At 47.2% G+C, this 24,337-nt stretch carries 24 protein-coding genes; 13 read left to right on the forward strand and 11 right to left on the reverse strand.

All coding sequences use genetic code 11. The annotated features are described in order from the left end of the window. Positions 1 to 2 precede the first annotated feature (2 nt). From SPICA_RS01675 to SPICA_RS01685, 3 genes are read right to left on the reverse strand one after another with little or no spacing between them, the layout of a single operon-like run. Positions 3 to 452: an anti-sigma factor gene (locus tag SPICA_RS01675; protein WP_013967809.1), complete on the reverse strand. Its 450-nt coding sequence runs from the start codon at positions 450 to 452 to the stop codon at positions 3 to 5. Then, complete coding sequence (locus SPICA_RS01680; RefSeq protein WP_013967810.1) at positions 449 to 1,030, reverse strand: RNA polymerase sigma factor; 582 nt, start codon at positions 1,028 to 1,030, stop codon at positions 449 to 451. Before SPICA_RS01680 ends, SPICA_RS01675 begins: the two co-directional genes overlap by 4 nt. Continuing rightward, entirely contained in the window at positions 1,027 to 1,368 is a 342-nt protein-coding gene (locus SPICA_RS01685; protein ID WP_013967811.1) for a DUF6249 domain-containing protein, read from the reverse strand. Before SPICA_RS01685 ends, SPICA_RS01680 begins: the two co-directional genes overlap by 4 nt. A gap of 182 nt (positions 1,369 to 1,550) precedes the next feature. On the opposite strand from SPICA_RS01685, the gene SPICA_RS01690 reads away from it, so the two are divergent. Further along, the gene (locus SPICA_RS01690) at positions 1,551 to 2,117 is read left to right on the forward strand and encodes a hypothetical protein (RefSeq protein WP_013967812.1); all 567 of its coding nucleotides are present in this window, start codon (positions 1,551 to 1,553) and stop codon (positions 2,115 to 2,117) included. 13 nt (positions 2,118 to 2,130) lie between these two features. Here SPICA_RS01690 and SPICA_RS01695 read toward each other — a convergent pair whose 3' ends face one another. Further along, a complete protein-coding gene (locus tag SPICA_RS01695) occupies positions 2,131 to 2,595 on the reverse strand; it encodes a flagellar basal body-associated FliL family protein (RefSeq protein WP_052296316.1) in 465 nt (154 codons plus the stop codon). Between the two features lie 65 nt (positions 2,596 to 2,660). Here SPICA_RS01695 and SPICA_RS01700 point away from each other — a divergent pair, with 65 nt between their 5' ends. Both SPICA_RS01700 and SPICA_RS01705 read left to right on the forward strand, forming a co-directional pair. Continuing rightward, complete coding sequence (locus SPICA_RS01700; RefSeq protein ID WP_013967814.1) at positions 2,661 to 3,839, forward strand: FAD-dependent oxidoreductase; 1,179 nt, start codon at positions 2,661 to 2,663, stop codon at positions 3,837 to 3,839. Continuing rightward, a complete protein-coding gene (locus SPICA_RS01705) occupies positions 3,836 to 4,576 on the forward strand; it encodes a succinate dehydrogenase/fumarate reductase iron-sulfur subunit (protein ID WP_013967815.1) in 741 nt (246 codons plus the stop codon). Before SPICA_RS01700 ends, SPICA_RS01705 begins: the two co-directional genes overlap by 4 nt. A 19-nt stretch (positions 4,577 to 4,595) precedes the next feature. On the opposite strand, the gene SPICA_RS01710 is transcribed toward SPICA_RS01705, so the two are convergent. Further along, positions 4,596 to 7,085, reverse strand: a complete 2,490-nt coding sequence (locus SPICA_RS01710) for a hypothetical protein (RefSeq protein WP_041396108.1) — start codon at positions 7,083 to 7,085, stop codon at positions 4,596 to 4,598. Between the two features lie 133 nt (positions 7,086 to 7,218). Here SPICA_RS01710 and hflX point away from each other — a divergent pair, with 133 nt between their 5' ends. Then, positions 7,219 to 8,490, forward strand: a complete 1,272-nt coding sequence (gene hflX / locus SPICA_RS01715; RefSeq protein ID WP_013967816.1) for a GTPase HflX — start codon at positions 7,219 to 7,221, stop codon at positions 8,488 to 8,490. A gap of 95 nt (positions 8,491 to 8,585) precedes the next feature. Here hflX and SPICA_RS01720 read toward each other — a convergent pair whose 3' ends face one another. Further along, a complete protein-coding gene (locus SPICA_RS01720; protein WP_013967817.1) occupies positions 8,586 to 9,521 on the reverse strand; it encodes a peptidoglycan DD-metalloendopeptidase family protein in 936 nt (311 codons plus the stop codon). A gap of 167 nt (positions 9,522 to 9,688) precedes the next feature. Between SPICA_RS01720 and SPICA_RS01725 the strand changes: the two genes are divergently transcribed. From SPICA_RS01725 to SPICA_RS01740, 4 genes are all read left to right on the forward strand, one after another. Beyond that, entirely contained in the window at positions 9,689 to 9,913 is a 225-nt protein-coding gene (locus SPICA_RS01725) for a hypothetical protein (protein ID WP_013967818.1), read from the forward strand. After that, a complete protein-coding gene (locus SPICA_RS01730) occupies positions 9,894 to 10,325 on the forward strand; it encodes a PIN domain-containing protein (protein WP_041396109.1) in 432 nt (143 codons plus the stop codon). Before SPICA_RS01725 ends, SPICA_RS01730 begins: the two co-directional genes overlap by 20 nt. 168 nt (positions 10,326 to 10,493) lie before the next feature. Then, on the forward strand, positions 10,494 to 12,590 hold the full coding sequence (locus tag SPICA_RS01735) for a glycogen-binding domain-containing protein (RefSeq protein ID WP_237255893.1): 2,097 nt from the start codon (positions 10,494 to 10,496) through the stop codon (positions 12,588 to 12,590). 25 nt (positions 12,591 to 12,615) lie between these two features. Continuing rightward, on the forward strand, positions 12,616 to 13,152 hold the full coding sequence (locus tag SPICA_RS01740; RefSeq protein WP_013967821.1) for a hypothetical protein: 537 nt from the start codon (positions 12,616 to 12,618) through the stop codon (positions 13,150 to 13,152). A 215-nt stretch (positions 13,153 to 13,367) separates the two neighbouring features. Here the strand turns inward: SPICA_RS01740 and SPICA_RS01745 are convergent, their stop codons facing one another. Next, complete coding sequence (locus SPICA_RS01745) at positions 13,368 to 14,060, reverse strand: bifunctional nuclease family protein (RefSeq protein ID WP_013967822.1); 693 nt, start codon at positions 14,058 to 14,060, stop codon at positions 13,368 to 13,370. Between the two features lie 20 nt (positions 14,061 to 14,080). After that, positions 14,081 to 15,208, reverse strand: coding sequence for a polyprenyl synthetase family protein (locus tag SPICA_RS01750; RefSeq protein WP_013967823.1), 1,128 nt, complete (start codon positions 15,206 to 15,208; stop codon positions 14,081 to 14,083). A gap of 64 nt (positions 15,209 to 15,272) precedes the next feature. Between SPICA_RS01750 and SPICA_RS01755 the strand changes: the two genes are divergently transcribed. Then, on the forward strand, positions 15,273 to 15,938 hold the full coding sequence (locus tag SPICA_RS01755) for an SAM-dependent methyltransferase (RefSeq protein WP_013967824.1): 666 nt from the start codon (positions 15,273 to 15,275) through the stop codon (positions 15,936 to 15,938). Here the strand turns inward: SPICA_RS01755 and SPICA_RS01760 are convergent. The 3 genes from SPICA_RS01760 to SPICA_RS01770 form a co-directional block, all read right to left on the reverse strand. Continuing rightward, a complete protein-coding gene (locus tag SPICA_RS01760) occupies positions 15,935 to 16,333 on the reverse strand; it encodes a type II toxin-antitoxin system death-on-curing family toxin (RefSeq protein WP_013967825.1) in 399 nt (132 codons plus the stop codon). The two genes, SPICA_RS01755 and SPICA_RS01760, sit on opposite strands and share 4 nt — an antisense overlap. Beyond that, the gene (locus SPICA_RS01765; protein WP_013967826.1) at positions 16,330 to 16,557 is read right to left on the reverse strand and encodes an AbrB/MazE/SpoVT family DNA-binding domain-containing protein; all 228 of its coding nucleotides are present in this window, start codon (positions 16,555 to 16,557) and stop codon (positions 16,330 to 16,332) included. Before SPICA_RS01765 ends, SPICA_RS01760 begins: the two co-directional genes overlap by 4 nt. A 149-nt stretch (positions 16,558 to 16,706) precedes the next feature. Beyond that, positions 16,707 to 19,415 (reverse strand): beta-mannosidase, encoded by a 2,709-nt coding sequence (locus tag SPICA_RS01770; RefSeq protein ID WP_013967827.1) that lies wholly within the window; start codon positions 19,413 to 19,415, stop codon positions 16,707 to 16,709. Positions 19,416 to 19,626: 211 nt separating this feature from the next. Here SPICA_RS01770 and SPICA_RS01775 point away from each other — a divergent pair, with 211 nt between their 5' ends. The 4 genes from SPICA_RS01775 to SPICA_RS01790 all read left to right on the forward strand — a co-directional run bounded on the left by SPICA_RS01775 (position 19,627) and on the right by SPICA_RS01790 (position 24,333). Beyond that, positions 19,627 to 20,793 (forward strand): ROK family transcriptional regulator, encoded by a 1,167-nt coding sequence (locus SPICA_RS01775; protein WP_013967828.1) that lies wholly within the window; start codon positions 19,627 to 19,629, stop codon positions 20,791 to 20,793. Positions 20,794 to 20,900: 107 nt separating this feature from the next. After that, a complete protein-coding gene (locus tag SPICA_RS01780; RefSeq protein ID WP_013967829.1) occupies positions 20,901 to 22,190 on the forward strand; it encodes an ABC transporter substrate-binding protein in 1,290 nt (429 codons plus the stop codon). 114 nt (positions 22,191 to 22,304) lie between these two features. After that, positions 22,305 to 23,219 (forward strand): carbohydrate ABC transporter permease, encoded by a 915-nt coding sequence (locus SPICA_RS01785; protein ID WP_013967830.1) that lies wholly within the window; start codon positions 22,305 to 22,307, stop codon positions 23,217 to 23,219. A 1-nt stretch (position 23,220) separates the two neighbouring features. Next, positions 23,221 to 24,333 carry a carbohydrate ABC transporter permease gene (locus tag SPICA_RS01790; RefSeq protein ID WP_013967831.1) on the forward strand — a complete coding sequence of 371 codons (1,113 nt, stop codon included), beginning with the start codon at positions 23,221 to 23,223 and terminating at the stop codon, positions 24,331 to 24,333. The last annotated feature ends 4 nt before the right edge of the window (positions 24,334 to 24,337 follow it).

Raw genomic sequence — 24,337 nt, forward strand, 5'->3', positions numbered from 1 at the left:
TTTTATTGGCGCAGACCAAAATGATGAGCCAGTTCTTCCAGATGAGTGCCGATTAAGAGGGAACCATAGAGGGTTAAAAAAATACTCACGGTGATAATCAACATGAAGGGAGATTCACTGGAAAAGGGGAGGGTGCAAAGGGCGATAAATAAGATAATACCTACCACAATCCAATCACGAAAGGAAATTGGATTTTGCGCTCCAGGATTCTGCAGTGGAGCTTCATGAGCGATTTGTTCCATGATATTTTCTTTAATATTGGCAGGAACGGTAATGTTTCGGTGTCTGACTGTTGTTTCCAGTAGTGAAAGCCCTTGTTTCAGCCATTGGGCTTCTTTTCGACAAGACTTACATAAGATAAGATGTGCTGCTAGCCGGGGAGATCGCAGAAAAAGACCTTCCCTTAGGTCTATGCATTCAGTAAGTTTGTTTTGTGCATCACTGCAGTTCATTCTAGACCTCCTTCTATCATGTCTGCCAGACCTTCCCGCAACAATTGTTTCGCCCTGAAAATATGGGATTTTACGGTATTCAGGGGAAAGCCAGTAATGATCGCAATTTCGTCGTAACTGCGGTCATAGAAAAAATAGAGCTCCAGACAAATTCTGAACCGGTCTGGTAAGGTTTTCATTGCTTCCCGGACAGCTGCCATGGCAAATTTGCGCAAAAGCTCTGCCTCCACGTTATCAGGCGCGGGAAGCTCAATTTCTTCAGCATCATTATCTGTTTCACTGGTAAGACTGAAAAATTCCTCCCTTCGATTCAAACTGTTTATGCCTGTGTTATAGGCTATCCGGTACAGCCAGGTTGAAAATCGAGAACGGCCCTGAAAACCCGAAAGCCCTTTGTAGGCTTTTAAAAAAACCTCCTGGGTAAAGTCTGCTGCATCATCACGATTCTTAAAGAAACTTAAGCCCAGAGAAAACACATTCTCTTGGTGCCGCTCAATAAGAATTCGGTATAAATCCCGTTCTCCTGCTATTATGCGGTTTATGAGAACCTCATCTACCAGTTCTTTTCCGGTAATCACGGCGCCCCATCACCGCGTCGGATTACATAGTAGAGTATCAATCCTATACCGATCGAAAGTGGAATGAGCCCACCCAGAAGGCTATAGCTAAAACCTTCTATGAACAGAAAGACGATACTCAAAACCAGTCCAATACTTGTGAGCAGTAGTCCTGTCAGTAATGCAAAGGATTGCAAGTCAAAATTAGGCTTCTGGTATTGCCCCAGCTTGATGAGCAGCATTGTTCGTTTGTGATGCCACAGCAGATATAAAAAGGCGACTACACTGCCCATGACGATTCCAACAATCGGAACAATAGCGAGTAAAATGTGTACTGCATCGTTGGGTGTCTGGTTCATTCTTGTAAAACGCTCCTTAACGGCGACAGCTTACTGTAGCCTGTAATCGATAATTACGTCCATAGCAGGGCGTGCTACACATTCATCATCTTATTACCTTTTGTATTTTGACCTTTTTTTCTGGTAATTGTTGCAAATAGGAATGTAAGAATTTTACCTATGATCGTGATATATTGTTTTATATGAAGAAACATCAGATTATTTGTCTAAATTTTTTATTTATAGTATCTATTATAAACGGGTTTACTGCTGGTCGTGCTGACATAGTATCTGGTGGAAAAGTCAAACAAGCTCGTATGAGTTCCTGGCAAGATGGCAGAATCATTCCAGTCTATGTTCTCAGCAGGGAGATTAATAAGACCTATATAGAAGGAATGTATATTCCTCAGGGTATTGCTGCCTATTACCCCAATCAGTTTACTATGAATGCAAAGGAACGGCGTATCCAATTTGAAAACCGTTATTCCTATCGTATCCTTGAAAAACATCTTATACAAGAAGATGTTTGGCTTTATAGTGTTGAAACTTCATCAACCTTGACTGCACCTGAACACACAAAGATTTACACGATCTTTTTTAACCGGTCTTCTCTGGTATCTAACTCTGGTGAAGCGATACAACCAGCTACATATGCCCTTGAACGGGGAGCCAGAATGTCGGGTTGTACAAGCGGTACGGTCTATATTGATTCCCTTCTCTATAACGAAAAAGATAAACGGTTTAAAGCTGTTGTTGTTGTAAGCCCTTAAATATAAAGCCGTTTCAGTCAATAACAAGATAATCATTAAAAAAGAGGGTCTCTATCTTTCCTAGCCTCAGTTGTTTGTTAAAACGCAGGAGGAGCTCATCTTTTATCGCAGATTCTCCTAATTTTTTTAAACATTCCGCTGATTGGGATGCAAAATAGGCTATTGTTATTTCTTTGAATTGAGGTATATGACTGCTCAGCTCTTCGGTAAAGGCAATATCCTGTTTATTATAAGGAAAAATAATGGTTACCAGTACCGTTGCTTGCTTTGGAGCTGCTGTTTGGGCTCGAATCCGACCAAGGCCGGTAAAATAACTTTCCTCTATAACATCATTCTGGTTGGTTTCTACAGCTTGAGAAAATTGCCTATTAACAGAGCCCTTCGTCAATCCAAATAAAGTCCCGATGATAAGAACTGCAACCATAATGAGGATGATTCCGAGTAATATTCGATAAAGCTCTTCAAGTGCTATTTTCATATTTCTATTGTATACCGCAACCAAAGGGATAGACAACGACAAAACTCCGTTTATACTATTTTTATATGGATTATTTTGATGTGGTGGTCATTGGCGGAGGCGGAACTGGGGCTGCGACAGCCTATGACCTTTCTCTCCGGGGGCTTTCGGTTATTCTTTTTGAACGGGGAGAACTGACCTCTGGAACAACGGGTCGGCATCATGGTCAGCTCCATAGTGGTGCCCGGTATGCCCTAGGGGATGCCCATATTGCTCAGGAATGTATGGCGGAGACACGGATTTTGCGGCGAATCGCCGGTGATGCCATCGAATATAATCAGGGTCTTTTCGTAGCACTTGATGATGAAGGAGCAGCCCTGACTCCAGATTTTATTGCTGCCTGTCGTGAAGCAGATATTCCGGCTATGGAAATTCCCATACGGCGGGCTCTAGATATGGAACCACGCATTAACCCAAAAATAAAACGGGCTGTTCTCGTTCCAGATGGGACTATTGATGCCTACCGCCTCGCGATGCGGTTCTTTGCATCCGCTGTAGCCCGTGGCGCATCCATACGTAATTATACTGAAGTCTTGGGTATTGAAGGTTCTCAGGGTGAAGTTCAGGGAGTTCGGGTCCGCCAGATAAGGACCGGAAAAGAGTCTCGTATTGCCTGTCGTGCTATTGTTAATGCCGCAGGTCCCTGGGCAGACAGGGTTGCTGCTTTAGCTCATCAGGATGTGCCGGTGACCCCAGCTGCTGGAACCATGGTGGCTGTCGAGGGGCGTCTTGCCAATATGGTTGTATCTCGACTTCGCCGCCCTGGTGATGGAGATATCATTGTACCCCAGAGAAGGCTGAGCATCATTGGTTCAACCCAGCGTAAGGTTGATGACCCTGACGGACTCCGTCCCTTACCGGAAGAAATTTCCTTTCTATTGTCTAGTGCGGATCAGCTGATCCCGGACTTCTCTCAACAACCGCTTCGCTCGGCTTGGACCGCAGCCCGCCCGCTGGCAGGCCGCAGCAGCGATACAGGACCTGATGCTGGACGTGATATAAGCCGCGATATTGTAGTTATTGATCATGGAACATCAGGAACTTTGAAGGGGCTATTTACTGTCTTGGGTGGTAAAGCGACCACCCTACGAATTATGGGAGAATTGGTATCCGATCAGGTCGCCCTGTATCTCGGTAATGATGAACCCTGTAGAACTTCTCTTTTTGAGCTGTACCCCTACGATTATTTCTGGAGACTGGCATGAAACAGAGTTTGCGAATTAAAAGGGGAACGGACGACGATGCCCTATACTATGTTTACGAAGTAGACCTCCCTTCGGGCTCTTCGGTGCTCGATGCCCTTGAGTATATCCGTACCGGTTCGGTACCGGATCTTATGTATCGCCATTCCTGCCATCATGGGTCGTGTGGAACCTGTGCGGTTCGCATAAACGGCAAAGAAGTATTAGCCTGTCTTACAAGACTTGAGGCCTACACAGGGACGATTCCCACCATTGAACCGCTGGCCGCTTTTAAGCATGACAGGGACCTGGTAATAGACCCGGGGTCACTATTCCGTCGACTCCCCAAGGATGCGGCAAAGCTCCGAAGAAGCGAGTGGTCGGGCGGAGAGATTATTCGGGATCCTGCTGATAAGAGGCAACAGTCCCATCCAAGCGGTATTGAACATTTTGTCCGATTTGAGGACTGTATTGAATGCGGAGCCTGTATATCTGCCTGTCCGGTGACAAGACAAGCATGGGCAGAAGATTCCCTTGTAGCCATACCCTTTTTAGGGCCTGCTGTCCTTGTAGCTCTACATCGGGAAAGCATTAATAACCCTGAACGTAGGGATGAAATGCTGGAGTTGGCAAAATTACCTAATGGGGTCTCAGCTTGTGAAAAGCATTTTGACTGTTCTCGGGTATGTCCCCGAATGGTAGCTCCCGGTAAACACATTGAACAGCTTCGGAAAGAGCTATCCGATAGATCGAAAGACTGAAGGGTCAAAGGCTATCTATTTATGTTTTTGGTGTAGAAAGGACTGCATCTACCAGCTTTTGTAAATCGGGATTAAGCTCTTTCGATTTTTTGGGAGCTTCCTGATAGACCGTGTTGGCAATATACAAAAGTCCGTTTGAATCTTCTACGATAACGTTTCCCTCGTTATTCTCTGGTTCATCTAGATTGATGAGCTCCTCTACCTCCTGGGCTTCTTCCTCAACTGTATTGTCAGCTTCTTCAAGCAGTGGCGGTTCATTCTTTACACCGTTGCTGAAGGGCTTAAACATAATGATCTGGGTGGGACTTGGCCTCATGCTCTCAAGTTCTTGTACTACGTCTTGATTACTCCCTTGGTCAGATTCATGTTCTTCCCATTCAGAAATGGATTCTAGTTCAGTTATTCCTTCTGAAGCATCCTGATCCGTTGATTCAGTCTCTTGTGCCATAATAGGTTGTTTTAGTTGTGCAAGCATTGTATCGAAGGGTGAAACAATTTCAAAACTTATTTCAGGATGTTCTGTATCAGTTAATTCGGTCGTTTCCGGGAAAGGGGAGAATTCGATTTTTCGGGCAATCTCATCGATGAGTGTTTCCATATCAACGGATTTTTTATCTGGTGTTTCTTTTGCTTCTGTAGTATAGTCTTGTTGCTCTAATGCAGAGGTTTCTTCCAGTTCAGATACAGTATCTATCTCTTCGCCCGCTTCAGAAATCGGCTCGAGCTCTTCTAGTTCCTTTGCCTTTTTTTGTTCCAATATGGCCATCACCGATGCTTCATCCGTATCCACCAGTTCAAGGCCGCTGGTCTCAATAATAGTAGGAATATCATCTTCCCCAAATACGATACGAATATTTGATTTTTGCTGATATTGCTGTATATCATTAAGTTCAGGGATCTCTGCAGCTAGTTTCATCTCAGCCTCGGCGGCCTCTTCGGCAGCTTCCACCTCTTCGACCGCCTCAGCTTCCTCGACCTCTTCGGCAGCTTCCACCTCTTCGACCGCCTCAGCTTCCTCGACTTCTTCGGCTGCTTCCACCTCTTCGACCGCCTCAGCTTCCTCGACCTCTTCGGCAGCTTCCACCTCTTCCACCTCTTCGGCCAACTCCTCTGATGGCACCACCTCTATGGCTTCTGCCTCGGCGACTTCAACCTTTGATGCGGGCTTTTCGGGTTTCGATACAGCCTTCATTATTGACCTTGTGTCGCCAACCGGGGTTTGCATCCCTGTATTCGGCAGAGAACTTACCGTAGAAAGTATCCGGTTCAACAACTCCTGCAGTTTACCCTCATCGAGGGTGGTGGTAACCTGAGGTCCAGTTTTACCCCCCAAAATGGTTATGATTTCATCCCAGGATTTATCAATCAGGTTATCAATATCCTGTTCAAGCTTCTTTTTCGGTTTTTGGGATAAACCCCGTTTGAGCTCCCTGCGAACCGCTTCCCGCCGCTGTTCCATTTCTCTCGCCCAGCGACTCCAATCAATCGCCTCTTTTTTGTCATAATATTCTTCGAGTAATGAAAGCTGGAGCCGTTTCAGACGTTCCCGAATAATGGTGGTTGTATCCTGTTCGAGATTAAAGAGGAGGAACACCAATAAAAAGGAAGTAAGGAAAAAGCTGGCCAGTAAAATGAGCTTCATAGCAAAGGGGAACATAAAAAGCCGATCATCCAGAAGCCGCCCTACGAACAGAGACGATTCGGTTTTTACTGAAAGCAAGGCAAAACGACTTCCATTATCGCTCGTGAGTGTGACAGGCCCTAAAAGCCCATTTTTCCAGCTTGCACCAATAGTTGCGATGAGTACTGTTTTTCCGCTCCGAGGGAGCCCTGTAACAAAACCCAGGGGGTCCGAAACCAGGGAAACCTCTTCGCCAATCCGGATCCGGCCCTCCCGGATCATCCGTTCCGTAACTGACCGGATGGAAAGGCTAAAGACTGCAGTCCCCCGGTACACAGAAAAGGAATCATAAAAGGGAAAACAGAATAAAAGCCGTTCCTGGTTGGCATCTCCGATAATCCGGGGCTTTCCCTTATCAGGTATATTGATGAGATTAAAGGGGGGATCCTGGAGCTGTTCCCCGTAGTTTTTGTAGGCAAGGCTCGTAGCATCCTGTCGTAAAATATCGTCCCGCAAGGTTGAGTAATGGATCCGCTTGCCCCCCCCATCGATAAATCGTATCCATTGGAGTCCGTTGGTAGCTTCTAAAAGGAGCCCCGCGGCTTTACTCCGTTCAAAGATGTCTTCTGCCGACTGATTCGGAAGGAAACTCCGTTGTACTGCTGGTACTTTAAGCAGGTCTGAGAATCGGTTTTGAACTTCATTAATATAGGTATCTACCAGGGTCGCATCGATGTATAGTTCCGAAAGAGCCTGTCTAGTAATAGATGGATTATAAAATCGTGCCTCAATCAGGTTAAAAAGCCCCGTAAAGGCAATGACCGAAAAGGCCGCAAAGAGGAGGACGGAAATGAGTAGACTGACGGATACCTTTTGCGAAACCGTCATTAGTTAAGCTCCTGCATAGTAATACTTTTTGTTTATCGGCGAAAGTACAACTTCAATATAGAGTTTATTACAAGTCTCTGCAATAAAGCATACCTTGACGCACCTCAAGTCCCCTGCGCATACTGGACCTCTCATGCAGGAACTAATATCGATAGAACCGGAGCCACAAAAGGCTTATTTAATAGGAATTCGAGACGGATCGATGGATGATGCGGAGGCCCAGTCCCTGGCACGGGAGCTGGCAGGGCTTGCGGAAACCCTGGGTGTGTGCATCCTGGACCAAAGCATCGTAAAAATTCGGGAAAAGCACCCCAAATATGGCATGGGCCTTGGTAAGGCTGAGGAAATCGCCGAACGGGCCCGGGAATTGGGGGTGGACTGCCTCATTTTTGACCAGGACATCACCCCATCGCAACAGCGAAACTGGGAAGAACTCACCGGTATCAGTGCCATTGACCGGCAGGAACTGATCATCCAGATCTTTGCGAGTCGGGCTCGCACCCGCGAGGCGGAACTCCAGATCGAGCTGGCCCAGCTCAAGCACTCCCTCCCCCGGCTCACCCATAAATACATAGACCTCTCCCGCCAGCGGGGCGGCCGTTATGGTACCAAAGGGGCCGGTGAAACCAAACTCGAACTGGACCGCCGCAGTATCCTCAGACGCATTCATCAACTCGAAGCAGAAATTAAGGAAGTCCGCCAGCACCGCAGTACCCAGCGGAAAAAGCGGGAAAAGATCCCCATCCCGACCTGTGCACTGGTCGGATACACCAATGCGGGTAAGTCATCCCTGCTGAACGCCATGACCAACGCCGAGGTTCTCGCTGAGGATAAACTCTTTGCCACCCTGGATCCCACAACCCGGCGCCTGGAAATCGGCCGGGGCCAGCCGGTCCTTCTCACCGATACGGTCGGTTTTATCCGGCGCCTCCCCCACGATCTTGTCGATGCCTTCCATGCCACCCTGGAAGAAGCCGCCCTGGCGGATATACTCCTCATCGTCCTGGATGCAGCGGATCCCGATGTGGACCGCCACTATGATACCACCCTCGGCGTTCTTAAAGAACTGGGGGCAGAACAGACCCCTAAAATCATTATATTAAATAAGATTGATAAGGTGAGCTCCCCTGAGCGGCTCCAGGAGCTGGAAAAGCAGTACAGCGACAGCGTGAGCATCTCCGCCCTGAACCGGACCGGCCTCGATACCCTCGCCCGGCGCATCGACCTCCTCATCTCAGGCGCATCCTGCCGCTTCCGTTTCCCCGTAAACCGCCATGACCTGGTCGCCCAACTGCACCGTTCCGGTACGGTCCTGGCTGAGCACTATGAGGAAACCTATATCGAAGTAGAAGCCCGTCTCGGCCAGCGTATGCTCGGCACCCTCCAGGAATGGCGTATAGATTGATGCAATAATCCGGATAGTTTCACCGGCGGTGTAGAAATTATCCGGAGAATTTCACCGGAAACGTAGAAATTCTCTGGATATTTTTTGCAGATTTTTTACCGCATAAGGAGCCGCGGGTTTACCGTAACGCCATATTTATAGACTGAAAAGTGCAGGTGGCTTCCGGTGCTGAGGCCCGTACTGCCCACATCGCCGATCCGGTCCCCGGTTTTTACCGCGGTGCCCGGCTTAACCCGTATCACGTCCAGGTGGGCATAGAGGGTCTTGTAGCCCCCATGGTGGGCAATAATGATATAGTTCCCCGAATTGGTATCATACCCCGTATCCACCACCCGGCCGTACATAGCCGCCTTTACAGGAGTCCCCTGAGGAGCGGCTATATCGAGCCCTGAATGGAACTGCCGGGCCCCGGTAAAGGGGCTGATCCGATACCCGTAGCCGGAACTTATATAGCCTCGAACAGGCCAGCTAAAGAGGTCTCCGTTTATTTCCTGCACATCAATCTGGCTCATACGGGCTCCGGGAAGGAAGAGTTTGTTGCCTGTAAGTATGGTATCGTCCGCCAAACCATTGATAGTTTTGACAATTTCTGAATCTACAGAGTATTTTTCTGATACTGCAGCCAGGCTGTCTCCCGATTTTACGGTATAGAGAATCCCGTCCTGGTTAGGAATGGAGAGCTTTTGTCCAATCTGAATGAGCCGGGAGTTTTTTATGTTATTTACTGAAAGAAGGGTATCCTGGTTTAAGCCGAATTTTTTAGCAATATCACCGATGGTGTCACCCTTTTCTACTACATATTCGCTGTAGGAAAGAACCATGGTCCGGTTAAGCTCCATTGATTGAAGGGCTCCCTCAGGGGCTCGCTCCACACTGCCGCTCCCGTAGGATCCCAGATCGGGGCTTTGTTCGATTCCCCGTTCAGCTTTTATATCACCCTCGGGCGGAAAACTCAGCTGGTATATTGGAAGTAAGATACTGACAACAAATGCAAGAACTAAGGCTGCCTTACCAATTGGGGAACCGGACACAACAACACCCCTCATCCATGAATTAAAATCATCTCATTATATATCGGCTTTTTCAGGATGGCAATAAAGAACTATAGTTGCAATAGGATGATCTATTATATGCGTTCACCAATTTTCTTGACATTTTTAATATTTACACATAATATGTGTGCAAGGAGGATGTGTGTATGAAAAACATAACCCTTTCTATTGATGAATCTGTATTACAAGCAGGCAGAGCTTATGCTCGAGCTCATAATATGTCTTTTAATGTACTTGTGAGAAGGTTAATAGAACAAACTGTTTTGCCTCAAAAGGATACATGGCTTCATGATACATTTTCTTTAATGGATGCCATTAATGTATCATCGAATGGTAAAAAATGGACAAGGGATGAACTCTATCGTGTCTAAAATATTCATCGATACTAACATTTTGGTATATACACTTGATAAAAACGATAAAATCAAAAATGAAAGAGCTCGAGCTATTGTACAAAAAATAATTGATGCACATTATCCGGTAATCTCGACGCAAGTAATAAATGAGTTTTTTATTGTTGCTACGAAAAAATTAAATGCAGAGCCAATTGTTGTAAAAAATATTATCCATAATTTTAAAAATATGGAAATTGTACATACCGACTTGCAGTTAATTGAGGAAGCGATTGATATCAGTATTATTACTCAATTATCATTTTGGGATTCACTAATTATAGCAGCAGCTGAAAAGGCGCATTGTGAGTTCATTTTTTCAGAAGATTTAAATGCTGGTCAGAATTACCGGGGCGTCTTATTACTCAATCCATTTGAAAAAGAATTCTAAATCATTATAAGCGATTGTTTTCAGCCTTTTTTTTGATCCTCCTATAGAGATGTTTATTTCGATTCTGTTTAATTTTTTAAAAATTTTGCTTTACAAAACCGGTGTAGTGGTTTTAGAATAGACCCTAAACCGGTTCAGTTAAACCGATTTAAATCAAATGGAGGAATTATGATGAAAAAGATGCTCTCTTTCATCGCGGCTTTCCTGGTTCTCGGCGGAGCACTTTTCGCCGATGTAACCGTGAAAGATCTTGGTGACGGTAACGTAGAAGTTACTTTCCTGTACAAAGGCGCCGGAAAAGAAGTTGTTGTAGCTGGCGACTTTACTGATTGGCAGAATGGGGCTCTTCCCATGACCAAAACCGACAATGGTTTTGAGCTTAAGAAGACCTTCCCCATGGCTACCACCCTTAAGTACAAGTTTATTGTAGATGGCACCTGGCTCTTCGATTCCAAGTCCCCCGATAAGACCGATGACGGCTTCGGCGGCTTTAACGGCATTGTCGATGTGGCCAAGCTCGTTGCTGTAGAAAAGGCTAAGGCCTCCGGCGACAGCGCAGCCCTGGAAAAACTCATGGCCAGCCAGAGCGGTCTTAAGTTCGGAACTTGGAGCATGATTGGTGTTCAGGGGAAATATGACTCAAAAAATATGGAACTTCAGAGCGTTGGTGTTGGTGTGAAGTCCTACGCAAAGATTTCAGGTGAGGCTGTAAAGAATGTACCAATATATGTCGAAGTTGCCGTATTTGAAAATGATGGTTTCGAAAATATTTATAAAAAGGACAGCCTTGATGCAGATGATGGACTAAAAAATCTTCTGGTGGATACCTTCTTTGATCCCCTGTACTACTATGGTGGTCAAAAAAAAGCTGGAACTTATCTCGGACACTTCAAAGCTGGGTTCAACAGTCCCTATGTTAATTTCTTAACTGGTTATAAGTATGCAAAATTAACACCCCATACCAATGTGAGTTGGACAACAGTTGATAATGAGTGGGAAGCAGGTTACAGCGAGGTTGGTGGTTTTAGTGAGTTTAGCCTTGGCTCTGCCTTACAGAAAATTGGGGATATCACTATTAATGCTACCATTGCTCCTAACCGGACTGCAGATCGTGCTGGTAACCAATATGGTATCTATTCTTTTGTAAATGCCCAAATGGGAGATCATTATGTAGATTTCCAGTATAATGCTGCATTTAACAAAACCTACGATACCATATTTGATGACATTTATGAAGCAGATTTTATTGGTGGTTATAAGGGTGTATTCGGACCTTTAACCTTAAAAACAAATATGCTGTACAACGTATGGGGATCTGTAAAAGTAAATGATACCTATAAAATAGCGTACAATCCTAGTTCCAGTGATGTATCCGGTGTAAAAGAGGGTAAGGATTTCTTATATAATTCTGCAGTAAACATCCAGTTTGATTACACCGCGCTTAATTCTGGAATCACCGTCGGTTACCGATATCGTGGTGCTCAGGCTAGCATGATGTATGTAGAGGACGGGAATGCTGATGGTCATACCCATATTAGTGATCAACTTGGTGATGTAAACACTCAGCGTATATTCCTCAATGGTTTTGTGAATCCATTGTCTACAGTAAAAGTTTCCATGGAAACCTATGCTGATATGGCGCTTCTGACTGATTATGATAAACTTGCTGCTTATCAAAAGCCCTATGTTGATAAAGCTAACACTCAACTGTTCTTTAAGCCCAGTTTTGATGTGAATCTTGAATCTCTGCTTAGCGGAATTCCTTCTTCAGTATCGGTTTATAGCAAACTGAAATATAATACTTCAGATAAAGATAAATTCACCTATGGGTCTGATAAAAGCCAGTTTGCCTTACCAGAAGCAGGTTTGAAATTCAATATGAACGATATTTCAGATTTGTTTAAAGATGTAACGGTGTATTATGGTTTTGATAATAATGATTCAAATTACCTCTTTAACACCTTAATTGGCACCGTAACCTTGCCTGAAGACCTCTCTGTACAGACTGGCCTTGGTTTACGAACCGCAAATAAAGATGTAGCCGATACAGATTATCCCTTTGGTATGTTCCTGGGTGTTTCCAAGAAACTAAAGGCTGCACAGAAGCCAATCGTTTATGGTCAGGTCCTCTATAATATGGATCCCTATAAAGACTTTGGTGATGGTCAGGAAGCATTAAAGCTAGACGGATATGTAACAGATGATGGTCAGAGTGATTTTGCTGGTCTAGCGGCCTTCCGTATTGGTATGCGCTGGGATTTCTAATCCTAACAATGAGGAGAAACACGGTATGAAAAAGATATGGTTAATTTTAGCGGCTGTAGCGGTGAGCCTTGCTTTCCTAGGTTGCCCCATGGAACGGGACCAAGAGTATCCTGCATATACCTTGCCAATAAAGGTAAATGTAGATGTAAATACAACCAATACTGCTGCAATACAGGTTACTGCAACTCCTACAACAAATTCCTACAGCAAGTATACAATTAAAATTGTTGAGTTAGTTGCAGATATTGGCAAAAAATTTGTAGTTGCTGGAGAATCCATTGGATCAACGACAGCAAATATTGGAGCAAATTGGAATGTTAAAGCCGCCGACATCACAGACCAGGGTTTGGTTGGTACAGTAGATGCCACAGGTACCTTTGAAATAACCTTCTATGGTAAAGCTCCTTCATGGGGAACGTCCACTGATGGTGCAAAGTTTAAAATTTGCCGCTATGATTCTGATTGGGATCTCGTCCTTGGTGATGCAAGTGGGGGCAATTTCTCAGTAGCTGATTCTACTGGGAATGATATTGAATTAACCATCGATCCTAATAAATTATAAACCTCTCTTCATCCCTCCCCCTAAAGCCGCCTAGGCTTTAGGGGGCATGCCAGACTAGGCATGGTAGGTGTCCGGTCCTCCGGACACCCTCCATGCACGTTCTGGGGTGCGGTGAACTTGTTGGTGGAGCCAGTTACCAGAAAGAGCCTTTTTCATTAAGGAGGACCAGGGACCCAGACCCCCGGTCCTCCTTGTCTTTTAGCGGCCCTAATGTTTTACTCATCTCCTAAGGATGCCAATAAATCCCGCAGTTTAGCCGCCCGTTCGTATTCTTCGGCCGCTACGGCCCGCTCGAGCTCTGCCTTCAGGGCTCGGCGCTGGGCTTCCTTGCTCTGGGCTTGAGCAGACTGGGGGGTAGAGAGGGGCATACCGTCCTTTGCCAATTCATCTTCTATGCCTTCCTCCCCAGGATCCTGAGGTCTGGGGTGTTCTCCCTGTTCATCGGTAAAGCCCTGCAGGTCTTGCTCGGCGCTGGCGGTGGCGGCGTCTACGATGAGGTTGACCGAGACCCCCGCCTCCTGTACCACCTGCTCAGAGATGTAGACCGGACACTTGAGCCGCACTGCCAGCGCCAGGGCATCCGAGGGCCGGCAGTCCAGCGTAAACTCCGACTCGTCTATCAAGGTGGACTGGAAAACAAGCCGTGCATAGAAGGTACTGTCCTTAAGGTCGGTAATCTCAATCCTCAGAAGTTCCGCCCCGAGCCGTTGAATCAAACTAATCATCAGGTCATGGGTAAGGGGACGGGGGATGGTCACGTCGCCGAAGCCAATCAATATGGATTGGGTTTCGAGCTGTCCGATAAAAATGGGGACCGCAATTTCCGAGCCGATGGGCCGGATGAGTACCGCATTGCCCTGATCGGTTCGGGCAATGGTCCAGATTTCAGCACGTACGAGGGTATACATAGTCTTTTTCCCTTCTCCCTTTAGCCAAGGAGGGAGACAAAATTCACAAGGAGCTTGTGGGCCTCATGATGCACCGGATAATTCATAAAGGCACCGGTTTCGAGAATTTGCATGGCCTGTTCGATAAGTTCCATGCCCCGCTCGCGGGCTTTGGCAATAACCCCTGCCTGGTCCAGTTCTCCGATAAGTTCCTCAACTTCCCTTGCTCCCGTCCCCTGGGCCCGGGCGGCGGAAAAACAACGCTTTACAAACTCGATACGGCTGGGGTTTTGCTGTAAAAAGAGGATAACCGGCAGGCTCTTTTTCCCTTCCACAATATCGTCACCCCGTTTTTTCCCCGGGTTGCCGGTAGTGAGGTTTTTAACATCATCCAGAATCTGAAAACCCACCCCGAGGTTTTCTGCGGCTTGTCCCAGGGCTGCTGCGAGATGAGCTTCGTCGTCCAACCGGCGGACCAGCTCAGGCGCCGGTTCTGCGAGAGGGGCATCAATATGAATTCCCTTTCGGATGTCCTGTGCAAGGCCCGCACTGTAGACCCCAAGCTCGATAGCCATGCGGGCAAGGACGCCGGTTTTCATCCGGCACATGAGGTCGTATTCTTCAAGACTGGGGAGGGATGAAAAGTTCCGGTGCCAGGCGATGTCCATGGCCTGGCCCAGATGGATCCGTCTCAGGTGCTGTCCCCAGCATTGGGCTACGGTGTTTTTCCGTTCCGCCGGAGCGGCCCAGTTTTGCAGGGCCGTAAGTCCTACAAAATAGAGAAAACTTCCTGCGTTTAGCCCTCGGTCAAGGCCATAGAGGATGTGAATGGCCGGTTTCCCCCTCCGTTCGTCGGAGCTGTCTTCGATATCGTCGTGTATCAGGCTTCCGTTGTGGGGAAATTCCACGAGAGGAACCAGGCTCAGGGCTGAGTCGCCGCCGCCGAGGGTTTCACAGGTTAATGTCATAAGAAGGGGGCGCCAGCGTTTGCCGCCCCGATCGATAAGGTCCCGGCCGGGGGCTGTCAGTTCTTGAACCAGTTCGGTGCCTGGTATGTTGGGCAGGTCTCCAAAGGTCATCCGAACCCAGGTTTCGTCTGGTGTCCGGGGCAGGGTCTGGTCTAAAACGGCTTCTATTTTTTGCAGTCTCTCGGTATATTGTATGTCCATACCTGTACTGTAATCTATCCAAGGCCTGGATGGAAGTAGCAGGGCGTAAAAATCGGAGTTGCTTATGGGTTCCTACGATACATTGGATTACTGGTCGCTGAAGGCGCAAAAAGAGGGCTACCCAGCCCGTTCGGTGTATAAGTTAAAGGAGATGGATGAAAAGTTCGGTCTTTTTAAGGGTGCCAGTAAGGGTGGTAAAGGCCTGGGGAATGCTCAGGGTGGGCTGTCCGCGGGGCCGGTTTTTAAGGTCCTGGATATCGGGGCTGCCCCGGGAAGCTGGAGCCTCTATGCCTTACGGCGCATGGGCCGCTTCGGTTCCCTCGTGTCGGTGGACCTGTCTCCCCTGTCCCGGGTCTATGACAAGGGCCTTTTTGATGGGGATAATTTTTTCTTTATTCAGGGGGATATTACGGACAGTGCGGTCCGGGCCCAGCTTATTGAACGGGGGCCCTATCACCTGGTGATGAGCGATGTGGCCCCTGCGACGACGGGGAACCGTTCGGTGGATACCCTGCGGTCCCTGGCCCTGGTGGAGGAAGTGGTTTCCTATGCGGAGGCCGCCCTGGCCAGCGGCGGCAACCTGGTGGTTAAGGTGTTTCAGGGCGGCGATACGGCGGAAGTGCTGAAACGCCTGCGGAGCCTCTTTGCCACAGCCCGCAGTTTTAAGCCCGAAGCCTGCCGCTCCGAATCTTTCGAGACCTATTACCTGGGGCTGGGGAAAAAACATTAATCATTTTTCTTCTTTGAGAACTGGACAAACTTTTTTGTTAATTCAGTCTTATTCATAGTACCGCTGGCAACTTTCATCATTATCTCATAGATTTCATCCTCAGAACATTCAAAGTCAAATCCATTGATATCTAAAAATACTAGTGCAGAGGCTAAGGCAACTCTTTTGTTTCCATCAATCAGTGCATGATTCTCATATATATGATACGCATAGGCTGCAGCCATTTCCGGAATTGATTTATGAAGGTATTGCCTTTCAAACGTAGCTTGGGGAACATAAATGGCAGAACTGAGGAGTGATACGTCCCGTACACCATAAGCGCCTCCGTATCTTCTTACTTGATCTTCATAAATAAGAAGAACCTCGGAAAGAGTTAAAAATCGTATCACCTTCATTCCCCAAGGCGGCGTAATGCATTGCTATATTTCTGGTTAATTTTTTCAAGGGATTTCATTATATCAATTTCTTCATTGCCAACTGTTTGGGGGGAAAGAATGAGATTTCTGCCATCAGTCGTAACTTCAAAGGGTGTATCAAATGATATGTTAAGCAGCTCCATAATTGGTTTATCAATAACGAGCGCAGCACTATTGCCATGCTGGATAAGTTTCTTGATCATAAGAAGCCTCCAAAACTAATATATACACATTATGTATACAAATCAAGGCTATCTTCATCTACGCCTCGCGCCGCCTCAGCGCCATTTGCCTTACATATCCATATACTCATCCAAAAGAGATAGTATTGTCAAACAATATTATACGGAATTTAATGATAGCTCTCCCGCAGATGCTGGATCCTGAGATGAGCCTGGACATATTCCATGGATGGGAGGCTTCCTCCTTCTTCGGTTCCGCTTGCTTCGGACATGAACCTGATAGCCCTGGTCGTGCCCGGGAGGAGGGTAAAAAGATTGTCTTCCCAATGGCCCTTCATGCCCGGAATATCCACACTGACAAAAAAGGCTGGCCGGTCGGTGTTTAACTGTAAAAGGAGTTCTGCCTCGCCCTGATAATTTTTAACTACGGAAAGACGGCTCCTTATATGGGCCGGTTCAAGGTTGCACTGTTTCGGGGGAACGAGAAAGCAAACTGTTTCCAGGCTTTTGTCCGGTTCCTGGGGGGGCCGGACACAGGATGCCGATGGCCCTTCATCAATATGAAGGAGCCCTCGGAAAAAGGCTGAGTTCACCGGGAAGGGCAGGCGCTTCAGGTCCAATTCCCACACCTTGTGGGATCCCTCACCGGCCTTGTGTATGGGCAGGGTGTTTTCCTGAACTGTTTTTCCTGCAAAATTGATGAATGCAAGGGTGACGGTGCCGGAAATGCTCCGGTCCGTGTCGTTAATGAGGTGCACCTGGAGGCTTTGGTCCTTTACAAAGGAAACCAGAGCGATGGGTGCAAAGAAGCGGCGGGCCGCATAGTGCAGGAGCTTCCATTTGCCTGAGTATTCTATGGATGACCAGGAGGCGACGGGCCAGCAGTCGTTTAACTGCCAGTACAAGGCTCCCATACAAATTGGCCGGCGGCTACGCCAGTATTCAACCGCGGTCTGTATGGCCAGGGCTTGCTGTACCTGGCTCAGGTAGAGCATGTTTGCAAAGCCCTCGGGAAAGCGGAAATAGCGGGAGAAATTTTCGATAATGATGGAATTTCCCCTGGGGTTTTTCTGGTGATGTTCCATGACGGGGGAGGTGAGATTCCGCTGGTCTTCGGGACAATAGGACGCGACTGTTTCTTCTGACGGGAAAGACTGGTAGCCGAATTCGGAGCAGAAGCGGGGGGTAACGTCGTAGTAGGCTTCGAAGGGTTTCCCCTCATGCCAGACGCTCCAGTAATGCATGTCCCCCCTGCCGTCGGAGTGCCAGTTGTCGGAAAAGTCATTGGGGCCTGCACTGGGCGAACTGGGCCACCAGGTCCGGTCCGGGTCGAGCTCGCGGATGGTCTTTCCTACAATCCCTTCGTTGAGCCGGTCATAATCGATAATGTACCGGTCCCGGTTAGCCCTCGTTTCGGGGTACCAGGTAAGGGCCCCCACATTTTCATTGTTGCCGCACCAGAGGGCGATGCTCGGGTGTTCCTTAAGCCGCAGGACCTGAAAACGGATTTCCCTGCGGACCGTTTCCAGAAACTCCGGATCTGCGGGATAGGTGGAACAGGAAAACATCATATCCTGCCAGACAAGAATACCCAGCTCATCACAGAGGTCATAAAACACATCCCGCTCGTACTGGCCGCCGCCCCAGACCCGTACCATGTTCATGTTTGCCTGAACCATACTGTGCAGGAGGTTGCGGTAGCGGTCGGTGGTCTGCCGGCTCGGAAGGGAATCCAAGGGTATCCAGTTGGCTCCCTTGGCCCAGATAGCTTTTCCATTCACCTGGAAGGTCATGGATCGGCCGATTTCATCATCCTCAGTAATAACCTTGAGATCCCGAAAACCTATCCGTTTGGTTGCCCGTTGCTGTATGGCTGTTCCTGGGCTTGCTGTTTTCTGTACCGTTTCCTGCACTGTATCACCTTGCCCGGTCATGCTCTCTGTACCGCTCTTTTCGGAGGACCAGACGGCGGCTTCCAGGGTGTACAGGTGCTGTTCGCCATACCCTGAGGGCCACCAGAGTTTTGGGTTTTTAATAGAAAGTATTGCTTCAAGTTGATGGTTTCCCGGGCCGTGGAGCCTGTGTTCTGTGGTTTGTTTCAGGACTGTTTTGCCTTCTCCGTCTTTGAGCCGCAGGTTCATGGTGATGCTAAAGCTGGCTGTCTTTGGCCCTGAAGCCCCAGTTGTTTCTGAACCTTGAGTAGTTCCAGGTCCGGGGATGGTATAGCGCAGCGTGACCGGGATATCCCAGGTATTGTCCGCTGCTGGAATGGTTCTAATAGAAAGATTGTCAATTCTGCCAGGGGAGGCAAAATCAATATAGCAAGCACCGTACAATCCGGATACCATGAGACAGGGCCCCCAGTCCCAGCCGCTGTGGCATTGGACCTTGCGGATCTGGTTGCGGTGTAAGGATTGGACCGGGTATACACTGTGGGGAATCGGGTAGGGGAGTTGTTGTGCCCGTTGAGCTGCCGCTTTTTCAGCAGCATGAAAATGGATGCGAATGGTATTTGTCCCTGACTGAAGAGTGCACCCCAGATCTATAACATGGGCATGAAACATATTGTTCGTTTGTGTTACTGGTTTTCCGTTTACCAATACTTCAGTCACCGTATCGATAGATTCAAAGTATAGATAGGGGCTGCCCTGTTGTAATTGCTCAGGGCTTAGTTCTATGTTCCGTTCAAGAATAAAATCTTCCTGGTTAAGAAATTGTACTTCTAGTTCATTCTGACCATAATAGGGATCGGGAATAAGGTTTGCAGCGAGGAGTGCACTATGACAGTCTCCGGGAATACTGCAGGGGACGGAAACCTTTCCCAGTACCGATGAATCTAAGCGCAAGGTCCACATTCCAGATAAATCAATTTGTGACATAGGTTGCCTCCCCGTTTTGGCTAATGTTGATGTGCTGTCAACCTGATGGGCCATAAATATAAAAATTTTTCTTGACAGAATCAACAAGTGGTAGTATACCATAGTTGATTGCAAAAATCAACCAACAAGATGGAGAATCTGAGCGGGGCGAAGTGTTCTAGCAGCAACAGTTGCAGTGAGCGTCCCAACATATTGAGCGAGGAGTAGAACGGTGGCCCGATCGAATGGGATAGATCAGACAGAAAAAGCGCGGAATGCGGCCCGTATTATCCGCACGATCTGGAAAAATCCCCTCATCAGCCGCTATGAAATTGCTGAGCGGCTTCATCTGGAACGGTCTACTATTACTCATCAGGTTAACAGACTCTTGGAGTTAGGTCTCATAACTGAGATTTCCGAAGGCCAAGCAGGACCCGCTGGAGGGCGCAAGCCGATACATCTGGCAATTAACAAGGATTATGGTTACATCATCGGCATTGAAATGCAGGTGGAGGCTTATTCGGTAGTAGCGGTAAACCTGGCAGGGGAAGTCCTGCAGTTTAAAACCGCGGAAAAACTCATTACTTCGGAACACTTTATTAAGGATGTGCTGGAAATAGCGTTTACCTTCGCAGAAGAGATGGGGGGCACTGAACGGCTGATTGGCGTTGGTGTTGGTATGGGCGGTATTATCGATTCAGAGCGGGGCATTATTCATTATTCCATTCCCTTACATCTTACCAGCCCTCTGGATTTTATGGGGGCCATTGCTGAACGAACTCATATCCCCTTTCTCGTTGGAAATGATGCAAACTGTTGTGCCTGGGGAGAGCTGGCCTTTCATAAGGCTGATGGACTTAAAAACTTTCTTTTCACCTTAGTCCAGTTCCGATCGGGGAATGTCGCATTGCAAGAATATGGTGGGGTCGGTGTCGGGTTTGGGATAGTTATAGATAGTAAAGTCTATACAGGTACTAATTTTACCGCTGGTGAATTCCGCAGTGCCTACTGGACTGAAGGAAATCGGGCTCAGTTTTCCATACCCTATGAAGAAATAATAACGGTTACCAGGAATCCCCATGTTTTGGAACGGTTTACCCGGGAATTAGCCAGGAATGTTGCCCTCTTTGTGAATACCTTTAATCTCAATAAGGTTTTTATTGGCGGAGATATCGAAGCCTGCAATTTGGATGTTCCTGCCATTTTTACAGAAGAAATCCGGCATAACTGGATGTATCCCTCAGCACCGGCTTGTGAATCGACCTATTCTACTCTGGGTGAAAAGGCTGTTTCTTATGGAGCTGCTGGGATGCTGCTGTATCGTATTTTTACATCAAGTCATTTGCCGGTTGATTTAGAAGGTGAACAGGACCCGCTGGTACTGGCCCTTCATCTTTAAGAAAAAAGTCATGACCCTTATGGCATGATTTTTAATAAAATCCCCGTTGGGGAGGACGGTGCTGAGGCTAACGCCAACGTACCATAGATAAAAGAGGAGGTCTTTGTATGAAAAAGACTCTATTTGTCCTGGTAGCATTCCTTGCTATGGCTGGTATGGTATTTGCCAGCGGTCAGGCCCAATCCGGGCAGGCTGGGACCAAACAGGTTGTGGTAAAAACCATGGCCTACGGGGACAATTCCAACTCGGAAGGTGTCAACTGGGTTCGGATTGTCAAAGCTTTTGAGAAAGAAAATCCCAATATCAAAATTGATTATGAACTGCTGTACGATGAGGCTTATCATCAGAAGGTCGCCGCCCGTCTGGCCGCTGGTGATGTTCCTCATCTGGCCTACATGGGAGCTGATGCCCGTTGGGGTGCCCCTTGGAAGGAAGCGAAACAACAGTTTGATCATCGCCCGTATATCGACGCAAACTTCTTTGACCTGAATCTTATCCCGCCAATGGGCCCCAACGGAGAAATTTATGAAATTCCCCTCGGCACCAGCAATATCACAACAGTTTTATATATGAACGAAGAGCTGGTCAAGTCCTTAGGCTTCAGCGAGCCTAAGACCTATGAGGACCTGGTGGCCATGGTTCCCAAGGCACGGGCTGCAGGGCTCGATGTAGTTTCTATCGATGGTGCCGATGGTTGGGCCTGGGGCTCTTGTCTTATGTCCGCAATTATTGCCCGTGTTTCTGGGGATCCTAATTGGGTTTCTAAGGCTGTCGCTGGGAAATATAAGTTTACCGATCAGGCCTTTGTCGATTCCCTTACGCTGCTCCAAAAAATGGTAAAAGACGGAGTCATTTCTGACAAATCGGTCCTGGTAGATTACGGTGCTAACATTTCCAATTTCAGCAACAAAAAGGCTCTGTTCATGATTCAAGGCCAGTGGGCTGCGGGTTCTATAGATCCCGCTGTTGCCGAAAAGACAAAGATGCTTGCTTGGCCAAAACTGCCCGGAGAAAAGGCTGCAACTACCGGTTCTGTGGCTGCCGCAATTCAAGTTGGCTATGGCATTACTCAAGCTGGAGCAAAGGATCCCGCTGTCCGCGATGCGGCGCTCAAATTCCTTAAGTACTTCTACAGCTATGAAGAAACTACCCAGCGGCTCAGGGATGGTGCAATTGTTGCTCCTATCTTGAAGAACTACAAGGTTCCAGAAGATCTGCCCACCATTGTAAAACAGAAAGTCGGTTTGGCTCAGAAAGCCAAGAATACCGATGTTATCGATGCTTTCCTGGGCGGTGCACCTAACGATGCCCTCAATGCGGGTATGCAGAAGATTGTAGCCGGTACCGCTACTCCTGCTGAAGTTGCAGCAGAGGTAGAAAAACTACTGCGCAAATAAAGGCTATACTGCATAGCAGGTACGAAATAGGGGATCCTGGGTTTGCCTTGAGATTGGGGTACCGATCAGGGCCTCATCAGGACCCCCTTCTTTATAACATTACAGGAGCGCGACATGAGAGGTCGTAACGGCAGATACCTGCCTGCATATATAGGTATGGTTGGTCCTGCTACTGCTATATTTTTATTTATTGTAGCATATCCGATATTGTACTCCTTTTGGTTAAGCTTTACCGATTTTAATCCCAATAAGGGTGGGGTCTGGAGTTTTGTCGGGTTTGAACAGTATAGCAAGATGCTGCAGGACCCCTATTTCTGGCATTCTTTAAAAAATAATCTTATCGTGGTTGCCGTTTCGGTCTTTGGCCAGATCCCCATCGGATTTGCATTGGCATATATTCTATACCGAAGAATGGTGAAAGCTTCTGGTTTTTTCCAGTCTATGGTATTTTTGCCCAATTTCTTGTCTACCATCGTTATCGGTATTCTCTGGAAACGGATGTTCCAGGCCGACGGCCCTGTTGCCCGGCTGATACAGCTTGTCACACAGAATCCTCAGGCCCAGTTCGATCTGATGCTCAAGGCTGATACCATTATGTACCCTATTGGTTTTGCACTCATATGGATGTACACCGGGCTCTATATGGTTATTTTCCTTGCAAACCTGCAAAAAATCGATAATGGTATGATTGAAGCTGCCCAGATTGATGGGGCAAACGAATTTCAGATATTTACGAGGGTAATCGTACCGGTACTCTCTGGTACTATTCTTGTTTCGAGTATTTTGGCCATAGCCGGCTCCCTCCGGGGCTTCGATTTGATATTCGCCATTACTACCCAGGGACTTCAGCGAAACAATGCGATGGTTCTTCCCATATTTATGTATCAGACCGCATTCCAGGATTATAACAATCCATCCAGATTCGCTTATGGAGCGGCCATTTCTAATGCCATCATCATTATCAGCGTATTGCTCATTCTGTTAAGCAACTATATTGGTAAGAAACTTAATGCCGGGGAGGAATATTAACATGGCACCTGCAACAAACACGCCGGCATTTAGAATAAAGCATGTGATCGGGACTTTTATTTCCTATCTTGTATTTATTTCATGGACCCTCATTACAGTGGTTCCCCTCATCTGGATGCTGTACTCATCCTTTAAATCTAATGAAGAATTGGTAAAGGATATTTATGCCTTACCAAAGGCCCTCTTTGAAAATAAGGATGATGAATATGTGGTTATCCCTAAAACACTGAACGTCATACTCCCCTATGATCCAGAAAAGGATCCCCGGGAGCGGCTCATCATTGAATCGACCACGATAGCACCTACCCTGCGGCTCATGGTGCATTTCCTTGTAAAGGATGAACTGCCACCAGACATTCGAAATCTAAAACCAGGCGATACCCTCAGGGTTTCTCAACTACCAAAAAAGATGCAGCGGGATATTCACTGGAAGACTGTCTTCTTTAATTACCGTTCTGCCTTTGAACGGGGAAAGCTGGCGGGCAAATTTATTAACAGCTTGCTGTACTCGGGGATTTCAACCTTCTTAATAGTTCTTTTTGGGTTGATGGCGGGCTTTGGGCTGAGCAAAATGGCTTTTAAAAAGGCTTCACTGCTTATATCCGGGCTCATCGGCTTTGGCTATCTGATTAGTACCAACTCGGTAATCATCCCTCTCTTCCTGATGCTTTCTAACATGAAGCTTACCGACACCCATCTGGGGGTCATCCTTGTGTATACTGCCTTCGGTCTCCCCCTCTCGGTTATGTTGACTACCCAGTTTATCCGGGATCTTCCTGACAGTCTTATCGAGTCCGCTTTTATCGACGGGGCAAGTTATTTCAAAATGTTTTTCAGTATCATTGTCCCTATGACGGTCCCGGTCATTACTACTATTTCCATCATAAGTTCCCTGGGTATCTGGAATGAGTTCCTGCTTGTTCTGGTAATCGCAAGTTCTGAGCTTACGAAATCTCTCCCTGTTGGAGTCTATTCATTCTCAAGCCTCACGAGTACCCAGCTTGGGTGGCAGTTAGCTGCCCTGGTAATCGCAGTATTGCCGGTTATGATTGTGTATTTCATCTTTAACAAACGGTTAACCCAGGGTGTTGTTGCCGGGGCCGTTAAAGGATAGGTGT

Origin of the sequence: Gracilinema caldarium DSM 7334, assembly GCF_000219725.1 — a bacterium.
GTDB lineage: Bacteria > Spirochaetota > Spirochaetia > Treponematales > Breznakiellaceae > Gracilinema > Gracilinema caldarium.